Annotated in this window: 24 protein-coding genes and 1 tRNA gene; 20 read left to right on the plus strand and 5 right to left on the minus strand. The window is 63.4% G+C overall.

Features of this window, described 5'->3' with window-relative positions:
- Nucleotide 1 precedes the first annotated feature (1 nt).
- Both ACQUSY_RS09205 and ACQUSY_RS09210 read left to right on the plus strand, forming a co-directional pair.
- Nucleotides 2-655, plus strand: coding sequence for a CoA transferase subunit B (locus ACQUSY_RS09205; protein WP_428904182.1), 654 nt, complete (start codon nt 2-4; stop codon nt 653-655).
- Nucleotides 652-1,836: an acetyl-CoA C-acetyltransferase gene (locus ACQUSY_RS09210; RefSeq protein ID WP_428904183.1), complete on the plus strand. Its 1,185-nt coding sequence runs from the start codon at nt 652-654 to the stop codon at nt 1,834-1,836. Before ACQUSY_RS09205 ends, ACQUSY_RS09210 begins: the two co-directional genes overlap by 4 nt.
- Before the next feature lie 59 nt (nt 1,837-1,895).
- Here the strand turns inward: ACQUSY_RS09210 and ACQUSY_RS09215 are convergent, their stop codons facing one another.
- A complete protein-coding gene (locus ACQUSY_RS09215) occupies nt 1,896-2,138 on the minus strand; it encodes a hypothetical protein (RefSeq protein ID WP_428904184.1) in 243 nt (80 codons plus the stop codon).
- A 75-nt stretch (nt 2,139-2,213) separates the two neighbouring features.
- On the opposite strand from ACQUSY_RS09215, the gene ACQUSY_RS09220 reads away from it, so the two are divergent.
- The 10 genes from ACQUSY_RS09220 to serA all read left to right on the plus strand — a co-directional run bounded on the left by ACQUSY_RS09220 (nt 2,214) and on the right by serA (nt 13,588).
- The gene (locus ACQUSY_RS09220; protein ID WP_428904185.1) at nt 2,214-3,647 is read left to right on the plus strand and encodes an alpha,alpha-trehalose-phosphate synthase (UDP-forming); all 1,434 of its coding nucleotides are present in this window, start codon (nt 2,214-2,216) and stop codon (nt 3,645-3,647) included.
- Nucleotides 3,640-4,404: a trehalose-phosphatase gene (gene otsB, locus ACQUSY_RS09225; protein WP_428904186.1), complete on the plus strand. Its 765-nt coding sequence runs from the start codon at nt 3,640-3,642 to the stop codon at nt 4,402-4,404. Before ACQUSY_RS09220 ends, otsB begins: the two co-directional genes overlap by 8 nt.
- A gap of 196 nt (nt 4,405-4,600) precedes the next feature.
- Nucleotides 4,601-6,319, plus strand: a complete 1,719-nt coding sequence (gene ilvD, locus ACQUSY_RS09230) for a dihydroxy-acid dehydratase (protein ID WP_428904187.1) — start codon at nt 4,601-4,603, stop codon at nt 6,317-6,319.
- A gap of 47 nt (nt 6,320-6,366) precedes the next feature.
- Nucleotides 6,367-8,169 (plus strand): acetolactate synthase large subunit, encoded by a 1,803-nt coding sequence (locus ACQUSY_RS09235; RefSeq protein WP_428904188.1) that lies wholly within the window; start codon nt 6,367-6,369, stop codon nt 8,167-8,169.
- Nucleotides 8,170-8,171: 2 nt separating this feature from the next.
- The gene (gene ilvN, locus ACQUSY_RS09240; RefSeq protein ID WP_217337343.1) at nt 8,172-8,681 is read left to right on the plus strand and encodes an acetolactate synthase small subunit; all 510 of its coding nucleotides are present in this window, start codon (nt 8,172-8,174) and stop codon (nt 8,679-8,681) included.
- 31 nt (nt 8,682-8,712) lie between these two features.
- Nucleotides 8,713-9,738: a ketol-acid reductoisomerase gene (gene ilvC, locus ACQUSY_RS09245; protein WP_428904189.1), complete on the plus strand. Its 1,026-nt coding sequence runs from the start codon at nt 8,713-8,715 to the stop codon at nt 9,736-9,738.
- 503 nt (nt 9,739-10,241) lie between these two features.
- A complete protein-coding gene (locus ACQUSY_RS09250; protein WP_428904190.1) occupies nt 10,242-10,970 on the plus strand; it encodes a copper homeostasis protein CutC in 729 nt (242 codons plus the stop codon).
- Nucleotides 10,971-10,979: 9 nt separating this feature from the next.
- On the plus strand, nt 10,980-11,459 hold the full coding sequence (locus ACQUSY_RS09255; protein ID WP_428904191.1) for a hypothetical protein: 480 nt from the start codon (nt 10,980-10,982) through the stop codon (nt 11,457-11,459).
- Entirely contained in the window at nt 11,456-11,839 is a 384-nt protein-coding gene (locus ACQUSY_RS09260) for a hypothetical protein (protein WP_428904192.1), read from the plus strand. The genes ACQUSY_RS09255 and ACQUSY_RS09260 overlap by 4 nt, the downstream gene beginning before the upstream one ends.
- A 156-nt stretch (nt 11,840-11,995) precedes the next feature.
- Nucleotides 11,996-13,588, plus strand: coding sequence for a phosphoglycerate dehydrogenase (gene serA, locus ACQUSY_RS09265; RefSeq protein WP_428904193.1), 1,593 nt, complete (start codon nt 11,996-11,998; stop codon nt 13,586-13,588).
- Between the two features lie 276 nt (nt 13,589-13,864).
- Here serA and ACQUSY_RS09270 read toward each other — a convergent pair whose 3' ends face one another.
- The 3 genes from ACQUSY_RS09270 to ACQUSY_RS09280 are packed head-to-tail and all read right to left on the minus strand — an operon-like array spanning nt 13,865 to nt 16,246.
- On the minus strand, nt 13,865-14,983 hold the full coding sequence (locus tag ACQUSY_RS09270; RefSeq protein WP_428904194.1) for a sensor histidine kinase: 1,119 nt from the start codon (nt 14,981-14,983) through the stop codon (nt 13,865-13,867).
- On the minus strand, nt 14,976-15,647 hold the full coding sequence (locus ACQUSY_RS09275; protein WP_428904195.1) for a response regulator transcription factor: 672 nt from the start codon (nt 15,645-15,647) through the stop codon (nt 14,976-14,978). Before ACQUSY_RS09275 ends, ACQUSY_RS09270 begins: the two co-directional genes overlap by 8 nt.
- A 41-nt stretch (nt 15,648-15,688) precedes the next feature.
- On the minus strand, nt 15,689-16,246 hold the full coding sequence (locus tag ACQUSY_RS09280; protein WP_428904196.1) for a TetR/AcrR family transcriptional regulator: 558 nt from the start codon (nt 16,244-16,246) through the stop codon (nt 15,689-15,691).
- 82 nt (nt 16,247-16,328) lie between these two features.
- Between ACQUSY_RS09280 and ACQUSY_RS09285 the strand changes: the two genes are divergently transcribed.
- From ACQUSY_RS09285 to ACQUSY_RS09305, 5 genes are all read left to right on the plus strand, one after another.
- Complete coding sequence (locus tag ACQUSY_RS09285; RefSeq protein WP_428904197.1) at nt 16,329-17,876, plus strand: MFS transporter; 1,548 nt, start codon at nt 16,329-16,331, stop codon at nt 17,874-17,876.
- A 25-nt stretch (nt 17,877-17,901) separates the two neighbouring features.
- Nucleotides 17,902-18,948, plus strand: a complete 1,047-nt coding sequence (locus tag ACQUSY_RS09290; RefSeq protein WP_428904198.1) for a 3-isopropylmalate dehydrogenase — start codon at nt 17,902-17,904, stop codon at nt 18,946-18,948.
- A 49-nt stretch (nt 18,949-18,997) separates the two neighbouring features.
- The gene (locus ACQUSY_RS09295) at nt 18,998-20,086 is read left to right on the plus strand and encodes a branched-chain amino acid aminotransferase (RefSeq protein ID WP_428904199.1); all 1,089 of its coding nucleotides are present in this window, start codon (nt 18,998-19,000) and stop codon (nt 20,084-20,086) included.
- A gap of 91 nt (nt 20,087-20,177) precedes the next feature.
- Nucleotides 20,178-20,945 carry a fumarylacetoacetate hydrolase family protein gene (locus ACQUSY_RS09300; protein ID WP_428904200.1) on the plus strand — a complete coding sequence of 256 codons (768 nt, stop codon included), beginning with the start codon at nt 20,178-20,180 and terminating at the stop codon, nt 20,943-20,945.
- Nucleotides 20,942-22,189 carry an MFS transporter gene (locus tag ACQUSY_RS09305; protein ID WP_428904201.1) on the plus strand — a complete coding sequence of 416 codons (1,248 nt, stop codon included), beginning with the start codon at nt 20,942-20,944 and terminating at the stop codon, nt 22,187-22,189. Before ACQUSY_RS09300 ends, ACQUSY_RS09305 begins: the two co-directional genes overlap by 4 nt.
- A gap of 3 nt (nt 22,190-22,192) precedes the next feature.
- Here ACQUSY_RS09305 and ACQUSY_RS09310 read toward each other — a convergent pair whose 3' ends face one another.
- Entirely contained in the window at nt 22,193-22,816 is a 624-nt protein-coding gene (locus tag ACQUSY_RS09310) for a hypothetical protein (protein ID WP_428904202.1), read from the minus strand.
- Between the two features lie 134 nt (nt 22,817-22,950).
- Between ACQUSY_RS09310 and gltX the strand changes: the two genes are divergently transcribed.
- From gltX to ACQUSY_RS09325, 3 genes are all read left to right on the plus strand, one after another.
- The gene (gene gltX, locus ACQUSY_RS09315) at nt 22,951-24,462 is read left to right on the plus strand and encodes a glutamate--tRNA ligase (protein ID WP_428904203.1); all 1,512 of its coding nucleotides are present in this window, start codon (nt 22,951-22,953) and stop codon (nt 24,460-24,462) included.
- 71 nt (nt 24,463-24,533) lie between these two features.
- Nucleotides 24,534-24,605: transfer RNA gene (locus tag ACQUSY_RS09320), tRNA-Gln, on the plus strand.
- 58 nt (nt 24,606-24,663) lie between these two features.
- Nucleotides 24,664-25,650 (plus strand): diaminopimelate dehydrogenase, encoded by a 987-nt coding sequence (locus ACQUSY_RS09325; RefSeq protein ID WP_428904204.1) that lies wholly within the window; start codon nt 24,664-24,666, stop codon nt 25,648-25,650.
- The last annotated feature ends 265 nt before the right edge of the window (nt 25,651-25,915 follow it).

The following is a 25,915-nucleotide window of genomic DNA, read 5'->3' on the forward strand; positions in this document are numbered from 1 at the left end:
CATGGCTTTGACGCGTAACGAAATGGCTGCTCGCGCAGCTCAGGAACTTTCCGACGGCTCGTACGTCAACCTGGGTATCGGTCTGCCGACCCTGATTCCGAACTACGTACCCGAAGACGTCACCGTTGTTCTTCAGTCGGAGAACGGCATCCTCGGTGTCGGTCCGTACCCGACCGAGGCCAATGTTGACCCCGACCTCATCAACGCTGGTAAGGAGACCGTCACGACCCTTCCGGGTTCGGCGTTCTTCGACTCTGGTCTGAGCTTCGGCATGATCCGCGCCGGCAAGGTTGACGCCGCCATCCTCGGCGCCATGCAGGTCTCCGCCGCCGGTGACCTCGCCAACTGGATGATCCCCGGCAAGATGGTCAAGGGCCCGGGCGGCGCTATGGACCTCGTGCACGGCGCTGGCGTCGTGATCGTGCTCATGGAGCACGTTGCGAAGGACGGATCTGCCAAGATCGTTAACGAGTGCTCGTTGCCCCTCACCGGCAAGCGCGTCGTCAACCGCATCATCACGGATCTCGCCGTGATCGATGTCACCGACGACGGACTCGTGCTGGTGGAGGTCGCTCCTGGTGTCACGGTCGATGAGGTCATCGCCGCGACGGAGCCGACGCTCATCATTTCTCCCGAACTCAAGGAATCAGCATGAACGCCACCGATGTCGTGATCGTTGCCGCGGCCCGCACCCCGCAGGGCCGCCTCAAGGGGCAGCTTGCCTCGTTTACCGCACCTCAGCTCGGATCCCTCGCGATCCGCGGCGCCCTCGAGCAGGGAGGAATTGACCCGACAGCGGTTGACGCCGTTCTCGTGGGTCAGGTGCTGGCTGCTGGCGCTGGCCAGAACCCCGCTCGTCAGGCTGCCATTGGCGCGGGCCTCGGGTGGGACGTTGCCGCCGGCTCCGTCAACAAGGTGTGCCTCTCCGGCCTCACCACGATCATTGACGCTGCTCGCACGATCAAGCTCGGCGACGCCGAGGTCATGGTCGCGGCCGGCATGGAGTCGATGACCCGCGCACCCCACCTCCTGATGGGCTCCCGCGACGGCTACTCGTATGGTTCCATCGAGGTCCTTGACCACATGGCATACGACGGTCTCACCGACGCCTACGACCGTGAGTCGATGGGCACGTCGACCGAGCGCCTCAACCCGCGCTACAACATTACGCGCGAAGAGCAAGACGCCGTTGCGGCCCGCTCGCACCAGCGTGCGGCTGCTGCAGCCGAGGCCGGCATCTTCGACGCGGAGATGATTCGTGTTGAGGTTCCGCAGCGCAAGGGGGACCCGCTCGTGCTGACGCGCGATGAGGGTGTGCGCCCGGAGACGACGATGGAGACCCTTGCAGGCCTGCGTGCGGCGTTTGCGAAGGACGGAACCATCACCGCGGGCAACTCGTCGCAGATTTCCGATGGTGCATCGGCTGTCGTGCTGACGACGCGAGCACGCGCCGAGAAGGAAGGCTGGAACGTTCTGGCCACAGTCGGTGCCAGCGGCCAGACCGCCGGCCCGGATAACTCGCTGCACGAGCAGCCGGCTGACTCGATCGCTGTTGCGCTGAAGAAGCAGGGCATCACCGTAGCCGACCTCGACTTCGTTGAGATCAACGAAGCTTTCGGCGCCGTCGTTGTTGCTTCGCAGCGTGCGCTCGGTCTGTCGGACGACGTCGTGAACATCCACGGTGGCGGTATCGCCCTCGGCCACCCGATCGGTGCCAGTGGCAACCGCCTCGTCGTGCACGCCGTTCACGAACTCGTGCGCCGCGGTTCCGGAACCACCGTCGTCGCGCTGTGCGGTGGTGGCGGCCAGGGCGATGCCCTCGTGCTCACGCGCTAATTGACACAAACACAATGCCCGCCCGTAGCGATACAAGCGGGCATTGTCGTGCTTGAGGGCTACTTATAGCGCTTGAGGAGCTTGCGTTCCTCTTTCGATTGCTCGGGGTGGTCGACGACGAAGCCACGTGCGGCCTGGCGATTCTCGCTGAAAATACCGATCGACATGGCTAGCATCAGCGCCCACGACAGCCACGCGATGGCGGTGCGCCACGTGAATTTCTGACCACGCATTCCTTTCAGAAGAGCGATCGCGCTCGTGATGACAGAAAGGACGCCGGTACCGGAGAAGTACTTTCGCATGCGTTAACGCTACCGTCAGGCGGAGCCGATAGGGTGAAGACAACCCGCGAGACCGACCCCTAAGGCAGGAGCAGCGTGCCACATTCATCATCTGCAGACCTCGTGATTGTCGCGAATCGACTTCCGGTCGACCGTGTTGTCGACGCGGATGGGCAGGTGCGCTGGCAAACGTCTCCCGGCGGGCTGGTCACCGCTCTCGAACCGGTTATTCGCGCCGCGCAGGGGGCGTGGGTGGGATGGCCCGGTGCGGCCGATGTAGAGCTTGACCCGTTTGAGGTCGAGGGTATGACGCTCATTCCGATGACTCTCAGCGCGAGCGATGTTGAACTCTATTACGAAGGCTTCAGCAACGACACAATTTGGCCGCTCTACCACGACGTGATCGCACCGCCGCGGTACCGTCGCATTTGGTGGGAGGCCTACGAACGCGTCAATCGCCGCTTCGCCGAGGCCGCGGCTGCCGCCGTGGCGCCGGGCGGAACCATTTGGGTGCACGACTATCAGCTACAGTTGGTGCCGCGCATCGTTCGTGAGCTTCGCCCTGACGTCACGATCGGTTACTTCCACCACATTCCGTTTCCGGCATACGGTCTGTATTCGCAGCTCCCGTGGCGTCGTCAGGTGCTCGAGGGTCTCCTCGGCGCCGACGTGATCGGGTTTCAGCGCGTGGCCGACGCGGGCAACTTCTTGCGTGCGGTGCGCCGCCAGTTGCCGTACCCAACGCACAAGTCACGCGTGACGGTAACCGATGCCGACGGTGCAAAGCGCTCCGTCTCGGTCAAGCCATTCCCGATCTCCATTGACGTTGCCGAATATCAGGCGATCGCCGCACGACCCGAGGTCATCGCTCGCGCGACCGAAATTCGCGAAGAGCTCGGCAACCCGCGGGCAATTCTGTTGGGCGTTGACCGCCTCGACTACACGAAGGGCATCCGTCACCGGCTCAAGGCATTCGGAGAACTCCTGCAAGATGGCAGCCTGTCGGTCACCGACGCGACCCTCGTGCAGGTGGCGAGCCCGAGCCGTGAACGCGTCGACGCCTACATGCAGTTGCGTGATGAGATCGAGCTGACCGTCGGTCGCACCAACGGCGTGTTCGACACGACGGGGCACACCGCCATCCGCTACTTGCACCACTCGTACCCGCGCGATGAAATGGTTGCGCTCTACCTCGCCGCCGACGTCATGCTCGTCACCGCGCTGCGCGACGGCATGAACCTCGTCGCCAAAGAATACGTCGCGGTGCGCGGCAACAACGGGGGAGCGCTCGTGCTGAGCGAGTTCGCTGGCGCCGCCGACCAGCTCCAGGGTGCGTTGCTCATCAATCCCCACGACATTGACGGCATGAAAGACGCCATCATGGTCGCGATCGACATGCCGCACGCCGAGCAAACTCGCCGCATGCGCGCCATGCAGCGCCGACTCGCGCGCGACGATGTCGCGGCATGGGCGGAGGCCTTCCTCCACGAATTGCAGACCCATGATCGTCAGGTGCATCACCATGGTTGACCTGGACGACCTTGCGCACACGCCGGTGCTGCTGGTCGCGTTGGACTTCGACGGAACCTTGGCGCCGTTGGTCGACGTGCCGTCCGAAGCGCGCATGGGAGCGCAGGCGCGGCAGGCCATCGATCGGCTTGCAGCACTGCCCGATACTCACGTCGCGCTGGTGTCCGGCCGGATGCTGGCCGACTTGAAACTCGTGAGCGAATACGACCCGGAGTCCCGGCTGTTGCTTGCCGGTTCTCACGGCGCGCAATTGCACCTCCCCAGCGGCTACGAGGCTCCGCCTCTCGCTCACCCGAGCCCTGAGGTCGCGACCTTCAGCGATGACCTTGCCGAGGCGCTCAGCGCTCTCGACAACGTCTGGGTCGAGCGCAAGCCCTACGGCTTCGTCGTGCACACGCGGCTCGCGACCGAGCACGGCACAACGCACGCGCACGCGATCCTTGACGGATTTGCCCGCGACCGACTGCACGGGTGGCGGCGCAGGGGAGGGCACGACGTCGTTGAATACTCCGAGCGCGCCGAAGGCAAAGACGGCGCCGTTCATGCGTTGCGTGCGGCGGTCGGTGCGACAGCCGTGCTGTTTGCCGGTGACGATGAGACGGATGAAGACGCGCTTCGTGCTCTACAGCCCACCGATCTCGGTGTGCGCGTCGGCGGGGGATCCACCGCCGCGACCCTGCACGTTGCTGATGCCGCGGAGATGGCGGACCTGTTGACCCGCCTTGCTGACCTGCGAACGCGCAATCAGTCGTCATGATTGGGCAACGATCTGTCTACCGTCATGGCTGACACTTTTGATCGATTCCACGCGGGCAAAGCGAACACTCCGCTCGGTGAACCCTGCAGCCATGCACACAATTGCTGACAAAAACCTGAGGTTGAGCACAGATCCGCGAGAACACGCGGCTGTCACGCGGTCCTGACCACCCTGACAAGCGGAATAGACTCGCCATATGCCCGCTTCTGATTCGACTTCTGAGAACTTCATCGACATCAAACCCCGCAGCCGAGTGATTACGGATGGCATTGAAGCCACCACGTCGCGCGGCATGCTTCGTGGTGTCGGCATGGGAGACGCTGACTGGGACAAGCCCCAGATTGGTATTGCCTCCAGCTGGAACGAAATCACGCCGTGCAACCTCAGCCTTGACCGTCTGGCACAGGGCGCCAAGGAGGGCGTGCACTCGGGCGGTGGTTACCCGCTGCAGTTCGGCACGATTTCCGTCTCTGACGGCATCTCCATGGGCCACGAAGGCATGCACTTCTCGCTCGTGAGCCGCGAAGTCATCGCTGACTCCGTCGAAACCGTCATGATGGCCGAGCGCCTCGATGGTTCCGTTCTTCTCGCCGGCTGTGACAAGTCGATCCCCGGCATGCTGATGGCATCGGCCCGCCTCGACCTCTCCAGCGTCTTTTTGTACGCCGGTTCGATCGCACCGGGTTGGGTCAAGCTCTCCGACGGCACCGAAAAGGAGATCACGATCGTTGACTCCTTCGAAGGCGTCGGCGCGTGCCTCGCTGGCAAGATGACCCCGGAAGACCTCAAGCGCATCGAGTGCTCGTTCGCACCCGGTGAAGGTGCGTGTGGTGGTATGTACACCGCAAACACCATGGCCTCGGTTGCCGAAGCCCTCGGACTCAGCCTTCCTGGTTCCGCTGCTCCGCCCTCGGCAGACCGCCGTCGTGACTACTTCGCTCACCGTTCGGGCGAAGCCGTCGTTAACCTGCTGCGCCAGGGCATCACGACCCGCGACATCCTGACGAAGGAAGCCTTCGAAAACGCAATCGCCCTCGCGATGGCGCTCGGTGGTTCCACCAACGTCGTTCTTCACCTCCTCGCGATCGCTCGCGAAGCCGAGGTCGACCTGAGCCTGCACGACTTCAACCGCATCGGCGACAAGGTTCCGCACATCGCCGACATGAAGCCGTTCGGTAAGTACGTCATGAACGACGTCGACCGCCACGGCGGCATCCCGGTCATCATGAAGGCGATGCTCGACGAGGGCCTGCTGCACGGTGACGCGCTCACCGTGACTGGCAAGTCACTTGCTGAGAACCTTGCCGACCTGAACCCGGACCCGATCGATGGTGAGGTCATCCACACCCTCGACAACCCGATTCACGCGACGGGTGGTCTCACGATTCTGCACGGCTCGATGGCTCCCGAGGGTGCCGTTGTGAAGTCGGCTGGCTTTGACGCTGACGTCTTCGAAGGCCCCGCACGCGTGTTTGACCGCGAGCGTGCCGCGATGGACGCCCTCGCCGCCGGCGAGATCGAAGCGGGCTCGGTCGTTGTCATCCGCTACGAGGGCCCGAAGGGTGGCCCGGGTATGCGCGAGATGCTCGCCATCACCGCCGCCATCAAGGGCGCAGGGCTCGGAAAAGATGTACTACTCTTGACAGACGGACGATTCTCAGGCGGCACAACCGGCCTGTGCATCGGACACATAGCACCCGAAGCGGTGGACGCAGGTCCTATTGCTTTCGTGCGCGATGGTGATCTTATTCGGGTCGATATCGCAGCTCGCTCTCTTGACCTACTCGTCGACGAGGCCGAGCTGAGCTCCCGCCGTGAAGGCTGGGAGCCACTTCCCCCGCGCTACACCCGTGGCGTTTTGGCCAAGTACTCAAAGCTCGTGCGTTCTGCCGCTGAAGGCGCAGTCACGGGCTAACGGCCACCAAGACACCTCATTCGCATACGAAACGCAAGGATCATTTCATGCCCGACGCCTCCGCATCGGCCGTGCCACGGCCCCCTGCTCGCACCGCGTCTGCGCCCGTGCTCACGGGTGCTGAAGCCGTCGTTCGTTCCCTCGAGCTGATCGGCGTCACTGACGTCTTCGGTCTCCCGGGCGGCGCTATCCTCCCGGTCTACGACCCGCTGATGGATTCCTCCGGCATCCGTCACATTCTGGTTCGCCACGAGCAGGGTGCTGGTCACGCTGCTGAAGGCTACGCATCGGCCTCCAACAAGGTGGGCGTGTGCATCGCGACCTCCGGCCCCGGTGCCACGAACCTCGTGACGGCTATCGCTGACGCTTACATGGACTCGGTTCCGATGGTCGCGATCACCGGCCAGGTGTTCTCGACCCTCATGGGCACCGACGCCTTCCAAGAGGCCGACATCGTGGGCATCACGATGCCGATCACGAAGCACTCGTTCCTCGTGAAAGACGCCGAAGAAATTCCGGGCGCCATCGCGGCAGCCTTCGAAATCGCTTCGACCGGTCGCCCTGGCCCCGTGCTCGTCGACATCACGAAGGACGCACAGCAGGCTGAGGCTCCGTTCATTTGGCCTCCGAAGATCGATCTGCCCGGCTACCGTCCGGTGACCAAGGCGCACGGCAAGCAGATTCAGGCCGCAGCGCAGCTCATCGCTGACGCCAAGAAGCCGGTGCTCTATGTCGGTGGTGGCGTTATTCGCGCCAAGGCTTCGACCGAGTTGCTGACGCTTGCCGAGTCAACTGGTGCGCCGGTTGTCACGACGCTGATGGCTCGCGGTGCTTTCCCCGACTCGCACGAGCAGCACCTGGGTATGCCCGGCATGCACGGCACGGTTCCGGCAGTGCTCGCGCTGCAGGAGTCCGACCTGATCGTCGCTCTCGGAGCTCGCTTCGACGACCGCGTGACCGGTAAGGCGTCGCTGTTCGCCCCGAACGCACAGGTCGTGCACGTTGACATCGACCCCGCCGAGATCTCCAAGATTCGCACCGCCGATGTGCCGATTGTGGGCGACCTCGCCGAGGTTCTCGTTGATCTCGACGCCGCTTTCCGCGGCACCGTGGGCACCACCAAGCCCGACATTTCGGACTGGTGGTCCTACCTCGATGGTCTGCGCGACGAGTTCCCCCTCGGATACACCGAGCCCAGCGACGGACTGATGTCGCCGCAGAAGGTTATCCAGCGCATCGGTGAGCTCACCGGCCCGGAGGCTGTCTACGCCGCTGGCGTTGGTCAGCACCAGATGTGGACCGCACAGTTCATCAAATACGAGCGTCCAAACTCGTGGCTCAACTCGGGTGGTGCCGGAACCATGGGTTACTCCGTGCCGGCAGCTATGGGGGCGAAGGTGGCTGAGCCCGACCGCGTGGTTTGGGCGATTGACGGCGACGGTTGCTTCCAGATGACCAACCAGGAGTTGGCGACCTGTGCGATCAACAACATTCCGATCAAGGTCGCGATCATCAACAACTCGTCGCTCGGTATGGTGAAGCAGTGGCAGACGCTGTTCTACGGCAGCCGCTACTCCAACACCGAGCTGAACACGGGCGCAGGTAGCGTTCGCATTCCTGACTTCGTGAAGCTTGCAGACGCCTACGGCTGCCTCGGTATTCGCGTCGAAAAGGAAGAAGACATCGACGCCGCCATCAAGCTGGCCCTGGAGACGAACGACCGCCCGGTCGTGATCGACTTCGTTGTGTCGGCTGACGCGATGGTGTGGCCAATGGTTCCGCAGGGTGTCAGCAACAGCTTTATCCAGTACGCGCGTGACCACGCGCCGAGCTTTGACGAGGAGATCTGATCATGTCGAGCCACGTGCTGAGTCTCCTTGTAGAGAACAAGCCCGGTCTGCTGACGCGTGTCGCCGGACTCTTCGCCCGCCGCGGATTCAACATCGAATCCCTCGCCGTGGGCGTCACCGAGGTTCCGGGTCTTTCCCGAATCACGGTTGTCGTAGACGTTGAAGAATTGCCGCTGGAACAGGTCACGAAGCAGCTCAACAAGCTGGTGAATGTGATCAAGATTGTGGAGCTGGAAAACGCCGCTTCCGTTCAGCGCGAGCACATGCTGATCAAGGTGCGTGCTGACAACCAGACCCGATCTAATGTGCTGGAAGTCGTCAACCTGTTCCGTGCTCAGATCGTCGACTACGCGCCTGACGCGTTGGTCGTCGAGGTCACGGGTGACAAGGGTAAAGTCGACGCACTACTGCGCGCACTAGAACCTTTTGGCATCAAAGAACTCGCTCAATCCGGACTGCTGGCCATGGGCCGCGGCGGCAAGAGCATCACAGAGCGCGTACTGCGCGGCTGAGAAATAAACCTAAGAAACAAGGAGTAAAGAAGTGACCGAACTCATCTATGACGCTGACGCAGACCTGTCGCTGATCCAGAGCAAGAAGGTTGCCATCGTGGGTTACGGCTCGCAGGGCCACGCTCACGCTCAGAACCTTCGCGACTCGGGCGTCGAGGTTGTCATCGCGCTCAAGGATGGCTCAAAGTCGATCGCCAAGGCTCAGGAAGAGGGCTTCGAGGTCAAGAACGTTGCTGACGCCACCGCGTGGGCAGATGTCATCATGATCCTCGCTCCGGACCAGCACCAGCGTTCGATCTACAACGACTCGATCAAGCCGAACCTGACTGCGGGTAAGGCCCTGGCCTTCGCGCACGGCTTCAACATCCGCTTCGGCTACATCGAGGCGCCGGAGGGCGTTGACGTGATCCTCATCGCTCCGAAGGCTCCGGGCCACACGGTTCGCCGCGAGTACGTTGCTGGCCGCGGTATCCCCGACATCGTTGCTGTCGAGAAGGACGCATCGGGCAAGGCCTGGGACCTCGCGTTCTCATACGCCAAGGCCATCGGTGGCACCCGCGCCGGCGTCATTAAGACCACGTTCACCGAAGAGACCGAAACCGACCTGTTCGGTGAGCAGGCTGTTCTCTGCGGTGGTGTTTCGCAGCTCGTTCAGTACGGCTTCGAGACCCTGACCGAGGCTGGCTACCAGCCGCAGATCGCCTACTTCGAGGTTCTTCACGAGCTCAAGCTCATCGTTGACCTGATGTGGGAGGGCGGCATCGCCAAGCAGCGCTGGTCGATCTCCGACACCGCTGAGTACGGCGACTACGTCTCGGGCCCGCGCGTCATCGACGCTCGTGTCAAGGAGAACATGAAGGCTGTTCTCACCGACATCCAGACCGGTGCATTCGCGAAGCGCTTCATCGAAGACCAAGACAACGGCGCTGTCGAGTTCCAGGCACTTCGTGAGAAGGCTGCACAGCACCCGATCGAGGCCACCGGCCGCGACCTGCGCGCACTGTTCGCATGGAAGCAGCAGGACGCTGACTACGTTGAGGGTTCGGCAGCACGCTAAATCTGACGTTTCACGGGAGGCTCGATGCTCAGGCATCGGGCCTCCCGCCTTTTTTGCGGACTTTCGGGGGCGCCGCCGCCGCGCCCACGGTTCCGCTCTCTTGTTCTCATGGTTCCGCGCGCCTCGTGGCCGTTATGTCGGATTTTGCGGCCAAAACCAATGATTCCGGGCGAATTTTTCCTGCAAATGGGCACGAATCCTGCAGAACGGTCACTTCGGCGGCGCGCAACGACCGTTATGCACGCACTCCTGTGACAGATGTGACTGGTGGGGCTGGTGTGGCACATTTTGCGTGCGCACCGTTTTGAGTCGTGCAGAACGGTCGTTGGAATGAGGGGCTCGGAACCCGGGAAGCGGAACCAGGGAAGCGGAACCAGGGAAGCGGAACCAGGGGAGCGGAACCAGGGGTGCGGAACCGGGGGTGCGGAACCAGGAGCACCACGCATGAAGCACTGGGGGCATGTGACGACACACGCCACCGCGGGGCGGGTGGGATTCGTACAATGTCGAGTGTGACTTTGGTTGAGATTGCAGTGCAAGATGCGGCCGGTGTGCGTGCCGCGTTCGAAAACGGTGCCGATCGTGTCGAACTGGTGCAGGCGCTGTCGACCGGGGGCCTCACGCCGTCGGCTGGCATGGTCGACGCCGCGATTGCCGCATGCAACGGCGATGGCTCGCGCATTTGCGTGCTCGTGCGTCCGCGCCCGGGTGGCTTCGTCTACAACCCCGAAGAGGCCGCGATCGTCTGGGATGACATCCGACGCCTCGTGCAGCAGGGCGTCGGGGGCGTCGTCATCGGCGCGCTCACCCGCGACGGACTCGCTGACGTCGAGGTCATCAAGCGTTGGCAGGAGGCGGCGGGGGAGAAGGAGTTCGTTTTCCACCGCGCGATTGACGCTTCGGCCGACCCTGACGCCGTTTTCGACAGCCTCCTCGATCTCGGCGTGCACCGCGTGCTGACGAGCGGTGGCGCTCCGCGCACCATCGATGGCGTCGATCGGCTGGCAGCTTTCGTGCGCCGCTCTGGTGACGCACTGCAGGTGACGGCCGGTGGTGGCCTCACCGTTGGCGACATCGCTTCGGTGCGCACGACCGGCGTGCACGCCGTGCACCTGAGTGCCCGCACCACAGCAACTGACGATGCGCCGCCCGGCCCCGGTGGCGGCGGTGCCGGATACGACGTGACCGACGTTGACACCGTGATCGCGGCGGTGGCGGCCGCCCGCCAGTAGGCTGGAACCATGGCAACCGAACCCGATCCGTCGCTCGACGACGACGCGCTGTCATGGGACGGCGATGAGTCACTCGTAGCGCCACCCAAACTCAACCGCGGCTGGACCGCCGTTGGCAAGGGGAGCGAGACCGTCGAGGTCATCCGCGAGCCGGTTGACGGCGTTGCGGTTGCCGAGCAGCCAGCACCCGTTGGCCTCTCGAACGCCGCGCTGATCGGGCTCGGCATCATCGGCGGCATCTTCGTGCTCTACACGGTCGGCTGGATTATTGGCGGCTTGCGCCTCCAGCCTGACGGTGAGCAGTTGGCGGCCGGAACCATTCAGTATGCGATTGCGGCGTGGGTTGCGGCAGCAGCACCGGCAATCTGGTTTGCCGCGGTGATGTACCTCACCCGCGCGTCGAAAACCTGGGTGCGCTTTGTGTGGTTGGCAGCCGGAGCCGTGCTGTTGGTTCCGTGGCCCTTCGTCTGGGGAGGAATGGGCTCATGAGTGACGCAATGAGTGTTGCGGAGAGTCCGCAGCACGTTTTGAAGACGCGTTCGCCGCTTTGGATGATGGCCACTGTCACCGGGGTTTTCGGTCTTGCCTACGCCTACACCGTGTTCAGCGCGATTGGTGCGCTCATGCAGCAGGCGACGGGCGCCTACCCGCTCACCGCAACGGGCTGGATCGTGCTGATCGCGGCCATCGTGGTCCCGGTCGTTATTTTTGCGGCGATCGTCGCGTTCGGTATTCGCCGTACCGTTGGCGAATACGCGCTCCTGCTTCTTGCCGGCTTCGCGGTCGCTCAGGTGTATTGGATGAACACGCTGTCGCTCATGCTGACGTCGGGATGCTCGTTTGTGAGCGGCAATCCGTTCTGCGGCTAAGTCTGGAATTCGCAAGAACCGCAGAACTTACTGTTGCGATGAACGTCACATGAACAAGCAGGCATGCGCAGAAGAGTAGGCTGTAGCTTGAGCGTCCCGATGATGTGCGGCGCACGACCTTTCCCCCTTCGCGTTAAGCACTAAAGGATATTCCCTGTGTCGAAGCCTGTCGTTCTCCTCGCCGAGCAACTCTCACCAGCCACAATTGATGCGCTTGGTCCTGATTTTGATGTGCGCGAGGTGGACGGCACCGACCGCCCCGCACTTCTCGCTGCCCTCGCCGATGCCAACGCCGTTCTGGTGCGTTCGGCTACGCAGATTGACGCGGAGGCCCTTGCCGCAGCTCCCCGTCTGAAGGTTGTCGCCCGCGCGGGCGTCGGCCTCGACAATGTCGACATCAAGGCGGCTACGACCGCTGGCGTCATGGTTGTCAACGCGCCGACCTCGAACATCGTGTCGGCCGCTGAGCTGACGGTCGGTCACATTCTGTCGCTGGCTCGCCACATTCCGGCCGCACATGCATCGCTGGCTGCCGGCGAGTGGAAGCGCTCGAAATACACCGGTACCGAGCTGTTCGAAAAGACCCTCGGCGTCATTGGCCTCGGCCGCATTGGCGCGCTGATCGCCGCCCGCATGCAGTCTTTCGACATGCGCGTTGTTGCCTACGACCCCTACGTCACGAGCGCGCGTGCGCAGCAACTCGGTGTTGAGCTCCTGTCGTTCGACGAGCTTCTCGAGCAGAGTGACTTCATCACGATCCACATGCCGAAGACGCCTGAAACGACGGGCATGATCTCGACCGAGCAACTCGCGAAGATGAAGAAGTCTGCCTTCGTCGTCAACGTTGCTCGCGGTGGCCTCATCGACGAAGACGCGCTGTACACGGCACTCACCACGGGTGAGATCGCCGGTGCGGGCCTCGACGTGTTCGTTTCGGAGCCGCCGACCGACAAGAAGCTCCTCGACCTGCCGAACGTCGTCGTGACGCCGCACCTGGGTGCGTCGACCGATGAAGCACAGGAGAAGGCTGGTGTCTCGGTTGCACGCTCCGTGCGTCTCGCACTCGGCGGCGAGCTGGTTCCGGACGCCGTCAACGTCGCCGGTGGCGCCATTGACCCTTACGTTCGCCCGGGCATTGCCCTGGTCGAAAAGCTTGGCCAGTTCTTCTCGGCACTCGCAAAGTCGCCGCTCACGAGCCTTGACGTTGAGGTGCACGGCGAGCTCAGCGCGTACAACGTTGACGTGCTCAAGCTGGCCGCCCTTAAGGGTGTCTTCACCAACATCGTTAGCGAGAGCGTTTCGTACGTGAACGCGCCGCTCCTCGCCGAACAGCGTGGCGTCGAGGCTCGCCTGCTGGTTGACGACAAGAGCGACGAGTACCGCAACGTCATCACGCTGCGCGGCGCTCTGTCTGACGGCTCGCAGCTGTCGGTCTCGGGTACTCTCACCGGCCCCAAGCAGATCGAGAAGCTCGTTGGCATCAACGGCCACCCGGTCGAACTGCCGATCGAGAAGTTCCACATCGTCATGCTGTACACCGACCGCCCCGGCATCGTCGCGGTTTACGGTCAGAAGTTCGGCGAGGCTGGCATCAACATCGCCGGCATGCAGATTGCCCGCACTGAGGCTGGTGGCCAGGCACTCTCCGTGCTGACCGTCGACTCGCCCGTCTCTGACGAGCTCCTCGACGAGGTTCGCGCGGCGATCGACGCTGACGTCTTCATGCAGATCGAGATCACCGAGTCGTAAGGCTCAATCCTTCGGCTCCCTCGCGCCTTCGGGTGCGGGGGAGCCGTCGTTTTCGGGGCGTGGTTCCGTCCTCGACCGCTGCTCCCTGGTTCCGCCCCCCATTTCAGGGCTCGCAACGACCGTTATGCACGACTCAGAAGGGTGCGCACGCATAATCTGCCACTCCCATCACTGCAGTCACATCAGTCACACCGGATCGTGCGTAACGGTCGTTGTCGGGCGCTGAAAGCTCCGGAACCACGATGCGGGCCCCGGAACGGGGTGCGGTTGCGAGGGTTAGGTGGGTGCGGTGGGGGCGAAGCGGGCCGTAATGTCGAGGCCGCCCTCGGCGCGGGCGTGCAACACGAGCGAGCCGCCGTGCACGCGCACGATCGTGTCACTCAACGCGAGGCCCAGCCCAGCACCGCTGTGGGCGTCGTCTGTCGCCGCGGTGCGCTCGCCGCGAGCAAATGGTTCTGTCAGCGTCGCTACGACGGCCGGCTCGAGCACCGCTCCGGTGTTTACCACGCGCAACAGAGCGGTCGCATTCCGCACCGCCACCTGCACGAACACGCGTTTGACGCCGTCGGCCGGGGCGTTGTGGGCGATCGCGTTGTGAATCAGGTTGCTGGCGAGACGCTCCGGTAGCGCCGCATTGCCGAGGACGGTCGCCGCGTTGAGGTCAGTCTGAATCTCGACGTGCTGGCGATCGGCGATGAGCTGCAACACATCGAGCGCCTCTTCAACGGCGAGGGAAAGGTCGACGGGGGCGAGTTCGGGCTTGGTGCTGTCGAGGCGCGCAAGCAGCAGCAAAGCATCGGCCGATGAGACCGCGCGATCATTCAGCGACTGCAACCGGCCGAGTACCGCGGGCACGTCACGGTCAGCATCGGCCTGAGCCACATCGAGAACCGACCGTGTGATTGCGAGCGGCGTGCGCAGTTCGTGTGACGCGTTCGCGGCGAAACGGCGCTGCGCATTGACGGTGCTCTCGACTGAGTCGAGCATGGTGTCGAACGCGTCGGCGACGTCGCGGAACTCGTCGCGGCGGCCCGGCAGATCGACACGCTTGGAGAGGTCGCCGCCGCGCACGCGGTGAGCAACACTCGAAATCACCGTCAGCGGTTGCAGAATATGGCCGGCGAGAAACCATCCACCGACAAAAGCCAGACCGCTGATCGCGAAGAACGCGGTCGTGGCGATCGGCATAAAAACTTCCATGATGTCGTCGCGGCCGGGCATCCACACGCCGCTGTCGAGCGAGTAGTTGCCTGTCGGGAGGTAACGCAAAACCCAGAGCGCCGTCACGATCCACAGCGCGCCGCTCGAGATCACCGCAACGGCCGTGATCATGAGGGTGAGTCGAACGCGAGCCGACAGCCCTGGATCCCGGCGAATGCGCGACGACTCAGCCACGTGGTTCCGCTGCCATGCGATACCCGACACCGGCAACCGTCTCGATCAGATCGGGCTCGCCCAGGCGCTTGCGCAACGCCGAGATCGTGATGCGCACGGCGTTCGTGAACGGGTCGGCATTTTCATCCCACGCGCGTTCGAGCAACTCTTCGGCACTCACGACGCCGCCAGCAGCGGTGACAAGAACCTCCAGCACCGCAAATTGCTTGCGGGTCAGTGCGACGTAGCGGTCGCCGCGGTAAACCTCACGACGGAACGGATCCAGTCGCAGCCGCTCCCACTCCAGTACCGGCGGCGCAGCGGTGGCCGAGCGCCGGGCAATCGCTCGCAGGCGCAGGATCAGTTCGCGCATCGCGAAGGGCTTCGTGAGGTAGTCGTCAGCGCCCAGCTCGAAGCCGGTCGCCTTATCGTCCAGGCGATCAGCAGCCGTCACCATGATGATGCGTGTCGCCGGCTGATGTTGCGTAACCCACCGGGCGACGTCGTCTCCGGTGACGCGCGGAATATCGCGATCCAGCACGATCGCGTCGTAGTCGTTGATCGTGAGGGCTTCTAGCGCAGCCTCGCCGTCGTGGATGATGTCGGCGGCGATCGCCTCTAACCGTAGGCCGTCGCGCACAGCCTCAGCCATGACGGGTTCGTCTTCAACAATCAACACTCGCACGACGTGAGCCTACGAGGTTCGACGTATCGATGGCGTATGAATTAGCTGGAGGTCGACGTGGGGGAGTGCACGCCAGCTGCCGATGTCACCAGGGCGATGAGTGCTTCCATATCGCCAATTTCCGGCACGGAACCAATGCTCAGGGCGTTGTTGAAATACACGCCATCAGAGACGAGCAGAATCAGTTCGAGCCCGACTTCGCTCTCAACGTAGGGCTTTAAGGTGTCGTGCCACACCACGCGCAGGCGCCGAATAGCATCGCCGGAGAGCGGCGAGCCGTTGGAAGCGAGTCGGCCGACGGCGGTGATCGCGCGGTCGAGTTCGTCGCCCGTCTGCGCGGAGGAGCGAATAAACGCTGCCGCGACACCGGAAGGATCGGCGAGCATCTCTTCCATGTCGAGGGCCACGAGGCGGTCCATGCGCTCGATCAGCGCCTCTTCGAGAGCGACCTTAGATGCGAAGTGGTAAAGCAGCCCGCCCTTAGAAACACCGGCCTCCGCGGCGACGCGATCCATGGTGGCGGCGCGCTCGCCTTCCACCAGAAGCACGTGCTCGAAGGCGTCAAGAACCTTTTCGCGGGCGAGGGGTGGGCGACTCATAGCTTCATCCTTCCATGCATCGAGCATCCATTCACCTCTGATACTATACCGGCTAGACGGTTAAGTTACTCAGAGGACTCTCATGTCAGTCGACACCCACGCACTTCGCACCGACAGCGCCACCGGCAAGGTGAGCTGGCGGGGGTGGGTTGCACTTGCCGTGCTGATGCTGCCGGTGCTGCTGGTATCGGTCGACAACACAGTGCTGAGCTTTGCGCTACCCGAAATTGCGATTCACCTCGAGCCCACAAGCACCGAGCAGCTCTGGATCATTGACGCCTACCCGCTCGTGCTCGCCGCACTGCTCGTCACGATGGGAACGATGGGAGACCGCTTCGGACGCCGCAAGATGCTCCTGATTGGGGCCACCGGCTTCGCAGCGATCTCTGTCCTAGCGGCCTTCTCGACGTCCGCGGGCATGCTGATCGCCTCCCGCGCCGCGATGGGCTTCTTCGGTGCCATGCTGATGCCGTCGACGATGTCGCTGCTGCGCTCGATCTTCACCGACCGTGACCAGCGCCGCCTCGCCGTCGCCATTTGGGCGGCGGGCTTCTCGGCTGGTTCCGCCCTCGGCCCGATCGTCGGCGGCGTGCTGCTCGAGCACTTCTCGTGGGGCTCGGTCTTCCTGCTGTCGGTACCCGTCTTGGTTCCGCTGTTGATCTTCGCGCCCATGCTGGTGCCGGAGACGAAAGACCCCAACCCTGGCCGCCTTGACCCCGTCAGCATTGCGCTCTCGGTGGCCACTATGGTTCCGATCGTCTTTGCCATCAAGGAGGTCGCGGTGCAGGGCTTCTTCCACCCGGTTTCGCTGCTGTTCGTCGTTGGCTTGTTCTTCGGCTGGCTCTTTGTGCGCCGCCAGTTGCGCCTTGAAGTGCCGATGCTCGACATGGCGCTGTTTCGCATGCCGATCTTTTCCGGCTCGATCATGGTCAACCTGCTGAGCGTCATCGCCCTGGTCGGCTTCCTGTACTTCGTCGCGCAACACCTGCAACTCATCGTCGGGCTCAGCCCGCTCAACGCCGGTCTTGCCCTCGTACCCGGGCTCGTCGTGATGATCATCGCGGGTCTTGTCGTGGTTCCGATCTCCGCGCGCGTATCGCCACACATCTTGATTCCCGGCGCCCTGGTGTTCTCGATCATCGGCTATGTCGCGGTTGCTTTCGCAACGGATGAGTCTGCCGTCGCTACCTTGATGCTGGCGTTTGTGTCGCTCGGTATCGGTATCGGTATGGCTGAAACGGTCTCAAACGATCTGGTGCTCGCGAGCGCCACCGCGGCCAAGGCCGGTGCCGCAAGTGCCGTTTCGGAGACCGCCTATGAGCTGGGCGCCGTACTCGGAACGTCAATTCTGGGTGGCATCCTGACGGCCTTCTACCGGTCAACCATCGTGGTTTCGGCCGGCGTTCCCGGTGATGCGGCCGACGCCGCACGCGAGACGCTCGCGGGTGCCGTTATTGAGGCGGAGAAGCTCGGCGGAACCATGGGCGACGACCTGTTTGCGGCTGCGGCTCATGCGTTTGATTCTGGCGTAACTGTTACGGCATTGATCGGTGCTGGTCTCATCGTGATCGCGGCAGTGATTGCGGGGACTACGCTGAACAGTAAGAAGTCTGCGCCCGCAGCGAAGTGAGGCGCCCACCACTCTAAGGAGAGCAATGTCGCGCGTCGTCAAGCTGGCAGTCATTCCCGGTGACGGAATTGGCCCCGAGGTTATCGCTGAGGCCGAAAAGGTTCTCGCCGCGGTCACCGCAGACTCAGACGTCACGTTTGACAAGACGCGCTTCTCGCTCGGTGCGGCTCGCTACCTTGAGACGGGCGACACGCTCACCGATGAAGACCTCGCAGCAATCTCGTCGCACGACGCGATTCTGCTGGGCGCCGTTGGTGGCGTTCCCGGTGACCCACGTCTGAAAGACGCGAACATCGAGCGTGGTCTGCTGCTGAAGCTGCGCTTCACGCTCGACCACTACGTGAACCTGCGCCCCTCGCGCCTGTACCCGGGCTTTAGTGGCCCGCTCGCCAACCCCGGCGACATCGACTTCGTCGTTGTCCGTGAAGGTACCGAGGGCCCCTACGTTGGCAACGGCGGTGCGATTCGCGTCGGAACCAAGCAGGAGGTTGCGAACGAGACGAGCGTCAACACCGCATTCGGTGTCGAGCGCGTCGTGCGATTCGCATTCGCGCAGGCGCAGAAGCGTCGCAAGAAGCTGACGCTCGTGCACAAGACGAACGTGCTCGTGAACGCCGGTGGCCTGTGGCAGCGCATCGTGAACGAAGTGGCGTCGGAGTTCCCCGAGGTGGCCGTAGACTATCTGCACGTCGACGCCGTGACGATCTTCATGGTCACAAACCCGTCGCGCTTCGACGTTATTGTCACTGACAACCTCTTCGGTGACATCGTGACCGACCTGGCAGGCGCCGTCACCGGTGGCATCGGCCTGGCAGCATCCGGAAACATCAACCCGGATGGTGCATTCCCGTCGATGTTCGAGCCGGTTCATGGTTCCGCTCCCGACATCGCCGGCCAGCAGCTCGCTGACCCCACGGCTGCCATCGGATCCATCGCCCTTCTTCTGGAGCACCTCGGCCTCGACGAGGAAGCTGCCCGCGTGACCCGCGCGATCGAAGAAGATGTCGCTACCCGCGGCGACGCAAAGCGATCGACCGCCGAAATCGGCGACGCCATTTCTTCCCGCGTTTAGGCGTAATCTAGACGCGCGACACAAAGCAATTCACTCACTAGGAAGTGACATGACGACACAATCTGCTCCCACCCTGGAATTCCAAGTCACGCGCAACCTCGCTCCAAAGACGGATGCCGAGCGCGCAGAGATTCTCAAGGACCCGGGCTTCGGTAACTACTTCACCGATCACATGGTCGACATCTGCTGGTCGGAGAACGGTGGCTGGCACCGCCCGCGCGTGCAGCCGTACGGCCCGATCGCGCTTGACCCGGCAGCTTCCGTGCTGCACTACGGTCAGGAGATCTTCGAAGGCATCAAGGCGTACCGTCACGCTGACGGCAGCATCTGGACCTTCCGCCCCGACCAGAATGCTCAGCGACTCCAGCGCAGCGCGCACCGTATGGCTCTGCCGGAACTGCCGGAGGAATACTTCCTGCAGTCGCTGAAGGAGGCCATCAAGGTCGACGCGGCGTGGGTTCCGTCTGGTGAAGACCAGAGCCTGTACTTCCGCCCCTTCATGTTCGCGAAAGAAGCGTTCCTCGGTGTTCGCCCCGCGAAGAAGGTCGCGTACTACCTCATCTCGAGCCCCGCTGGCGCGTACTTCACCGGTGGTGTGAAGCCCGTCAACATCTGGCTGAGCAAGGACTACGCACGTGCTGGCAAGGGCGGCACGGGTGCTGCCAAGACCGGTGGCAACTACGCCGCATCGCTGCTCCCGCAGGCCGAGGCCTACGAGAAGGGCTGCCAGCAGGTCGTCTTCCTCAACGAGGACGGCAACGTGGAAGAGCTCGGCGGCATGAACGTGATCTTCGTCTACCAGGACGGCACGGTCGTGACCCCGAAGTCGGACTCGATTCTCCCGGGCATCACCCGTGCGTCGATCCTTCAGCTGGCAGAAGACCGCGGTCACAAGGTGGAGAGCCGCCCGGTCTCGCTGCAGGAGTGGCGCGATGGCGTTGCTTCCGGCGACATCGTTGAGGTGTTCGCGTGCGGTACCGCCGCCGTGATCACCCCGATCGGTGTCCTCAAGAGTGACGAGTTCGAAGACGTTCAGCCCATTGGTGAGCTCGCGCTGTCGCTTCGTGAAGAGCTGACCGACATTCAGTACGGTCGCCGCGAAGACAAGCACGGCTGGCTCTACCGCCTCGACGCGTAATTCATTCGCCAAAGGTCCCGCACGGTTCGCTGTGCGGGACCTTCGCCGTTCCCCGGTACCGGGCTCGTCAGGCCGGGGCTAGGCTTGTCTGGTGAGGATTGCACGTTTTAGCCACAATGACGCGATCAAGTACGGCATCGTCGATGAGACTGATCTCGTTGTTCTTGCTGGCGACCCGATGTTCGCCGGCTTCGAGACCACGGGGGAGCGGGTTCCGCTCGCCGACACCGCGTTGCTGGCGCCGGTGATTCCGCGCTCGAAGGTTGTCTGTGTTGGCCTCAACTACGTTGACCACGCCTCTGAGGTGGCGATGGAGACACCGGCTGAGCCGCTGCTGTTTCTGAAGCCCAACACCGCGGTCGTTGGCCCCGGCGACGCGATCGTGCGCCCCAAGCAGTCACAGCAGACCGAGTTCGAGGGTGAGCTCGCGATCGTCATCGGACGCATCGCGAAGAACGTCTCCGCAGAAGCTGCCCTCGACTGCGTCTTTGGGTACACGATCGGCAACGACGTGTCCGCTCGCGATCTGCAATTCGCCGATGGTCAGTGGGCCCGCGCGAAGGGCTTCGACACGTTCTGCCCGCTCGGCCCAGCCATTGAGACCGACTTTGACCCGGCAACAGCCCGCATCACGACCTCGCTCAACGGCGAGGTCAAGCAAGACGCACCGCTCAGCGACATGATTTTCTCCGTCGCCGAGATTATCGCGCACGCTTCAGCCGCTTTCACGCTGCTGCCCGGTGACGTCATTCTCACGGGTACGCCGTCAGGCGTGGGCCCGTTCGTCGCTGGCGACAAGATCGAGATCGCCATCACCGGCCTCGGTACGTTGCGCAACACCGCTCGCGACGCTGCATGACCACGGCAACCGGGTCTCCCACAGCGCTGGCCGCTGACGTTGCCCGTATCCAGCGCCGCACGGTCGGGATTCTCGCGACTGGTCAGGTGCTCAGTGGCGTCGGCTTCGGTGCCACTGTCTCACTCGGCGCACTGCTGGCGGCAGATATTTCCGGCAGTGACGCGCTTTCCGGCCTCGCAACGGCATCGGTGACGCTCGGTGCGGCGATTTGCGCCATTCCGCTTGCCCGCATGGCAGCGAAGCGTGGGCGCCGTATGGCGCTGACGCTTGGCAACCTGCTCGCACTCGTCGGTATTGCCATCGTCATCACGGCAGCCGCCGTCCGAGTGTTCCCGTTGCTCCTCGTCGGCATCATCTTGATCGGTGCCGGCAACGCCGGCAATCTGCAGTCTCGCTTTGCTGCCACCGACCTGGCCTCAGCCAAACGTCGCGGCCGCGACCTCTCGATCGTCGTGTGGGCGACCACCATCGGTGGCGTCGTCGGTCCGCTTCTGCTGACGCCTGGCGAGATGATCGGTGCCGCACTCGGTATGCCGAAGAACACCGGTGCCTACGTGTTCTCTCTTGTCGCAGCGGTGCTGGCTTTCGTGCTGTACCTCATCGCGCTCCGCCCCGACCCGCTCAAGCTCTCGCAGCAGATGGAAGCGAGCGGCGCGGCGAAGGCTGGCCTGCAGGTCTCGGTCGACCAGCCGCGCGTCGCGCGCTACGCGATTTTCGCCGTGGCGGGTTCGCACGCGGTCATGGCGAGTGTCATGGCGATGACCCCCGTGCACCTGGTGCACATGTCGCCCGAGAACGTGACAACCGTGGTCGGCGTCACGATCGCACTCCACGTCGCTGGCATGTACGGCCTCTCGCCGATCTTCGGTATCTTGGCTGACCGCTTCGGCCGCGTGCCCGTCATTCTGCTCGGCCAAGCGATCTTGGCTTCTGCACTCATCGTCGCCTTCTTCGGCAGCCACAGCGAGGGCGGCGTGATGGCCGCACTCATTCTGCTGGGTCTGGGCTGGAGCGCCGCAACCGTTGCAGGCTCCGCTCTCCTCACGGAAGTCACTGAAACCTCGAAGCGCCCGAAGCGTCAGGGCATCAGCGACTCGCTGATGAGCCTGTGCGCGGCGGTTGGTGCGGTGCTCGCCGGACTCGTCCTTGCTGCGATGGAATACCGGGGCCTCGCGCTCGTCGCGATGGGTGTCGTCGTTGCCGTGATTGCGCTGTCGCCGCTCGCGCTACGCCGCCAGAAGTAGCGTCTACTGCCAGATGCTGACGGCGATTTCGTCGATTAGCGTCGTGATGTCCATGTTGCTGCCGACAGCCTCGAGCCACACGCCGCTGCCGTAGAGGTAGAAGCTGGTGACCGTGTACGGGTTGTCAAAGTACTTGGCTTCTTCGTCGAGGCGGCACATCGTGTAGCCGTTTTGGCCGTCACAAGTGAAGCCCTGGGCTTCAGCATTGTCGAGCACGGCGACGGCGTCGGGCTCTTGAACGGTCGCGATCACCAGATCAACACCCGTCACGTCGCCCGCAAACCAGTAGCACTGCACCAAAACGTCGGCGCCCTGAATGATCGTCGGCACCGGAACATCGGGGAAGAACCCGAGGTTGTCGACGGTGCTCATGCGGGTGGGGGCGGATCCCAACTCATCGCATGACGTCGGCAAGCCGGTTGGCTTGTGGGTTTCAATCGGATCAACCGGCGCCGACGTTTGCTTCTGTGTGAGTGTCGGCGTCGGTGTTGCGGGCTCCGTCGTCTCGATCGGTGCCGATGTGGCGGGCGGCGCCGAAGTCGTACCGGTCGTAGGAATCGCCGTGCTGCACCCTGCGAGCACGAGCGTAGCGAGCAGTGCCGCAGATATGTCGATGAACCGTTTCATGATGCCGTCCCCCTCAGTCCTGCACGACTTAATGGTTCCACTTTGCTCCCTGAGGTGGCGTTTGCGCCAGAGGGGAGAGCGGAACCAGGGGGAGGGCAGAAAAGTCGGCGGCGACAGGCGTAAAATGGGTCACGATGTCTAGCGCACCTGATTCTCGTACCACTACCGTCACCGGAGCCGACGTTCGCGTTCGGTTCTGCCCGTCGCCCACCGGCCTGCCGCACGTCGGCATGGTTCGCACGGCGCTCTACAACTGGGCGTACGCGCGCCACACCGGCGGCAAGCTGATCTTCCGTGTCGAAGACACCGACGCTCAGCGTGACAGCGAAGAGAGCTACCGTCAGCTCGTTGACGCTCTGACCTGGCTCAAGATTGACTGGGACGAAGGTGTTGAGGTCGGCGGCCCGCACGAGCCGTACCGTCAGTCGCAGCGCGCTGACATCTATGCCGGCGTTCTCGAGAAACTCATCACTTCGGGTGCCGTGTATGAGTCGTACTCGACCGCGGAAGAGATTGACGCCCGCAACGAGGCGGCTGGCCGCGCCAAGCAGCTCGGTTACGACAACTACGACCGTGACCTGACCGACGAGCAGAAGGCGGCGTTCCGCGCTGAGGGTCGTGAGCCCGCTTACCGTCTGCGCGTGCCCGACCAGGACTTCACGTACGTTGACCTGATCCGTGGTGAAGTGACCTTCCCGGCGGGCTCGTTCCCTGACTTCGTGATCGTGCGTGCGGGCGGTCACGCCCTCTACACGTTCACCAACCCGGTTGATGACGCGCTCATGGGTATCACGCACGTTATTCGTGGTGAAGACCTCATGCCGTCGACCGCTCGTCAGCTCGCGCTGTACGGTGCGCTGATCGACGCTGGCGTCACGACGTTCGTGCCGCGCTTCGGCCACATGCCACTCGTGCTGGGGGAGACCGGCAACAAGAAGCTCTCCAAGCGTGACCCGCAGGCTGACCTCTTCCTGCAGCGCGACAAGGGCTTCATTCACGAGGGTCTGCTGAACTACCTGTCGCTGCTCGGCTGGTCGATCGGCCCCGACCGCGACATCTTCTCGCTCGAAGAGCTCGTCGCGGCCTTTGACATCGCTGACGTCAATCCGAACCCTGCTCGCTTTGACCAGAAGAAGGCCGAGTCGATTAACGGTGACCACATCCGTATGCTCGACGTTGCAGATTTCGCTGAGCGCACCGTGCCGTACCTGACCGCCGCTGGTCTCATTGGCGAAGAGCCGACCGCCGAGCAGCGTGAGCTGATTTCTGCTGTGGCGCCGCTCGTGCAGGAGCGCGTGCAGTTGCTGGGCGAGGTTCCGGGGCTCGTGGGCTTCCTGTTCACCGACGAGATTGACTACGCAGAAGACGCCCTCAAGGGTCTGCCGGCGAACTATGTCGAGGTGCTCGAGGCGAGCGCAGCGGCTCTCGAAACGGTTGACGAGGGTTCGTTCACGGCCGAGACGATTCAGGCGGCGCTTTCGGGTGCGCTGATCGACGGCCTTGAGTTGAAGCCCCGTGTTGCGTATGGCCCGCCGCGCGTTGCGATCAGCGGCCGCCGCATCTCGCCGCCGCTGTTCGAGTCGATGGAACTGCTCGGCAAGGAGCGCACTCTCCAGCGTCTGAAGGGGCTCGCGACTCGCGCGTGATTCCACTCAGTTTGGTTGGTGGCCTCATCTCAGGTAATGTATTTCCTTGGTGAGACACCAACCAAAAACCTTGGGGTATGGTGTAATTGGCAACACGGCGGTTTCTGGTTCCGTTGTTCTTGGTTCGAGTCCAGGTACCCCAGCAAGTAGAAAAGACCCGCGGATTTCCGCGGGTCTTTTGCTTTGCGGCAAGATGAGAGCATGAGCGAAAAGATCCGTATCGGCATTGCAGGCTATGGCAATTTGGGTCGCGGCGTTGAAGTCGCGATCGAGAAGAACCCCGACATGAGCCTGGTCGGAATCTTCAGCCGCCGCGACCCGTCACAGGTCACCCCGCTGCGCGAGACGACCCCGGTCTTCTCGATGGAGACGCTCACCGAGCGCACCGCCGACATCGACGTTCTCATCCTTTGTGGTGGTTCCAAATCCGACCTGCCCGAGCAGGGGCCGGCACTGGCTGCCCTCTTCAACACCGTCGACAGTTTCGACACCCACGCGCGCATTCCTGAGTACTTCGACGCCGTTGACGCACCGGCGAAGGCGGCGGGCAAGACTGCGCTGATCTCCGCGGGCTGGGATCCGGGTATGTTCTCCATCAACCGCCTGTACGCCGAGGCGCTGCTGCCCGATGGCGAGACCTACACGTTCTGGGGTCGTGGCCTCAGCCAGGGGCACTCTGACGCCGTGCGCCGCATTCCTGGCGTTGCCGGTGCTGTGCAGTACACGATTCCCTCCGACGCGGCGATGGACGCCGTGCGCAGCGGCGCGCGCCCGACGCTCGCCACGAACGAGAAGCACACGCGTGAGTGCTACGTCGTGCTCGCCGACGGTGCTGACGCGGCCGAGGTTGAGCAGGCGATCGTCACGATGCCGCACTACTTCGACGAGTACGACACCACGGTGCACTTCATCTCGGCCGATGAGCTCGCGCGCGACCACAGCGCGATGCCCCACGGGGGCGTCGTGATTCACAGTGGTGAGACGAGCGACGGAACCTCGCAGGTCGTTGAGTACGGACTCACGCTGTCGAGCAATCCCGAATTCACAGCAAGCGTGCTGGTGACCTATGCGCGCGCCGTGTTCCGTCTCAGCGCTCAGGGCCAGCACGGTGCCGTCACGGTGCTTGATGTTCCGCCGTCGTTGCTGTCGCCGAAGTCTCCGGCAACCCTCCGCGCCGAGCTGCTGTAAGCGCGCCGCCGAGCGCTGTGGGGCCTGAGGAACTCACGCCGCTGGTGAGGTGACGTGTTTCCTCGGGGAGCTTCTCGCCACCGGCGGGACGGGGCGTTTGCTCCGGCAGCTCTCTCCGCTCACGCGCGTCAGCCCCGGTTAAGCGGCTCTTCACGAACGAGGGTGTAGTTGGGGTCTGAAGCCTCCGGCTTCGAGTAGTGATCTGGCGACATAGTTCGTGAGGTTGCGGAAGCCGAGTGCGGAGCCGCGGAGGTGCTCGAGCCGC

It is taken from the genome of Microbacterium daqui (assembly GCF_050408675.1).
Taxonomy (GTDB): domain Bacteria; phylum Actinomycetota; class Actinomycetes; order Actinomycetales; family Microbacteriaceae; genus Microbacterium.

Coding starts and splice junctions, on each gene's coding strand:
- ACQUSY_RS09205 (WP_428904182.1), top strand. CDS start 2: ATGGCTTTGACGCGTAACGAAATGGCTGCTCGCGCAGCTCAGGAACTT.
- ACQUSY_RS09210 (WP_428904183.1), top strand. CDS start 652: ATGAACGCCACCGATGTCGTGATCGTTGCCGCGGCCCGCACCCCGCAG.
- ACQUSY_RS09215 (WP_428904184.1), bottom strand. CDS start 2,138: ATGCGAAAGTACTTCTCCGGTACCGGCGTCCTTTCTGTCATCACGAGC.
- otsB (WP_428904186.1), top strand. CDS start 3,640: ATGGTTGACCTGGACGACCTTGCGCACACGCCGGTGCTGCTGGTCGCG.
- ilvD (WP_428904187.1), top strand. CDS start 4,601: ATGCCCGCTTCTGATTCGACTTCTGAGAACTTCATCGACATCAAACCC.
- ACQUSY_RS09235 (WP_428904188.1), top strand. CDS start 6,367: ATGCCCGACGCCTCCGCATCGGCCGTGCCACGGCCCCCTGCTCGCACC.
- ilvN (WP_217337343.1), top strand. CDS start 8,172: ATGTCGAGCCACGTGCTGAGTCTCCTTGTAGAGAACAAGCCCGGTCTG.
- ACQUSY_RS09250 (WP_428904190.1), top strand. CDS start 10,242: ATGTCGAGTGTGACTTTGGTTGAGATTGCAGTGCAAGATGCGGCCGGT.
- ACQUSY_RS09255 (WP_428904191.1), top strand. CDS start 10,980: ATGGCAACCGAACCCGATCCGTCGCTCGACGACGACGCGCTGTCATGG.
- ACQUSY_RS09260 (WP_428904192.1), top strand. CDS start 11,456: ATGAGTGACGCAATGAGTGTTGCGGAGAGTCCGCAGCACGTTTTGAAG.
- ACQUSY_RS09280 (WP_428904196.1), bottom strand. CDS start 16,246: ATGAGTCGCCCACCCCTCGCCCGCGAAAAGGTTCTTGACGCCTTCGAG.
- ACQUSY_RS09285 (WP_428904197.1), top strand. CDS start 16,329: ATGTCAGTCGACACCCACGCACTTCGCACCGACAGCGCCACCGGCAAG.
- ACQUSY_RS09290 (WP_428904198.1), top strand. CDS start 17,902: ATGTCGCGCGTCGTCAAGCTGGCAGTCATTCCCGGTGACGGAATTGGC.
- ACQUSY_RS09295 (WP_428904199.1), top strand. CDS start 18,998: ATGACGACACAATCTGCTCCCACCCTGGAATTCCAAGTCACGCGCAAC.
- ACQUSY_RS09305 (WP_428904201.1), top strand. CDS start 20,942: ATGACCACGGCAACCGGGTCTCCCACAGCGCTGGCCGCTGACGTTGCC.
- ACQUSY_RS09310 (WP_428904202.1), bottom strand. CDS start 22,816: ATGAAACGGTTCATCGACATATCTGCGGCACTGCTCGCTACGCTCGTG.
- gltX (WP_428904203.1), top strand. CDS start 22,951: ATGTCTAGCGCACCTGATTCTCGTACCACTACCGTCACCGGAGCCGAC.
- ACQUSY_RS09325 (WP_428904204.1), top strand. CDS start 24,664: ATGAGCGAAAAGATCCGTATCGGCATTGCAGGCTATGGCAATTTGGGT.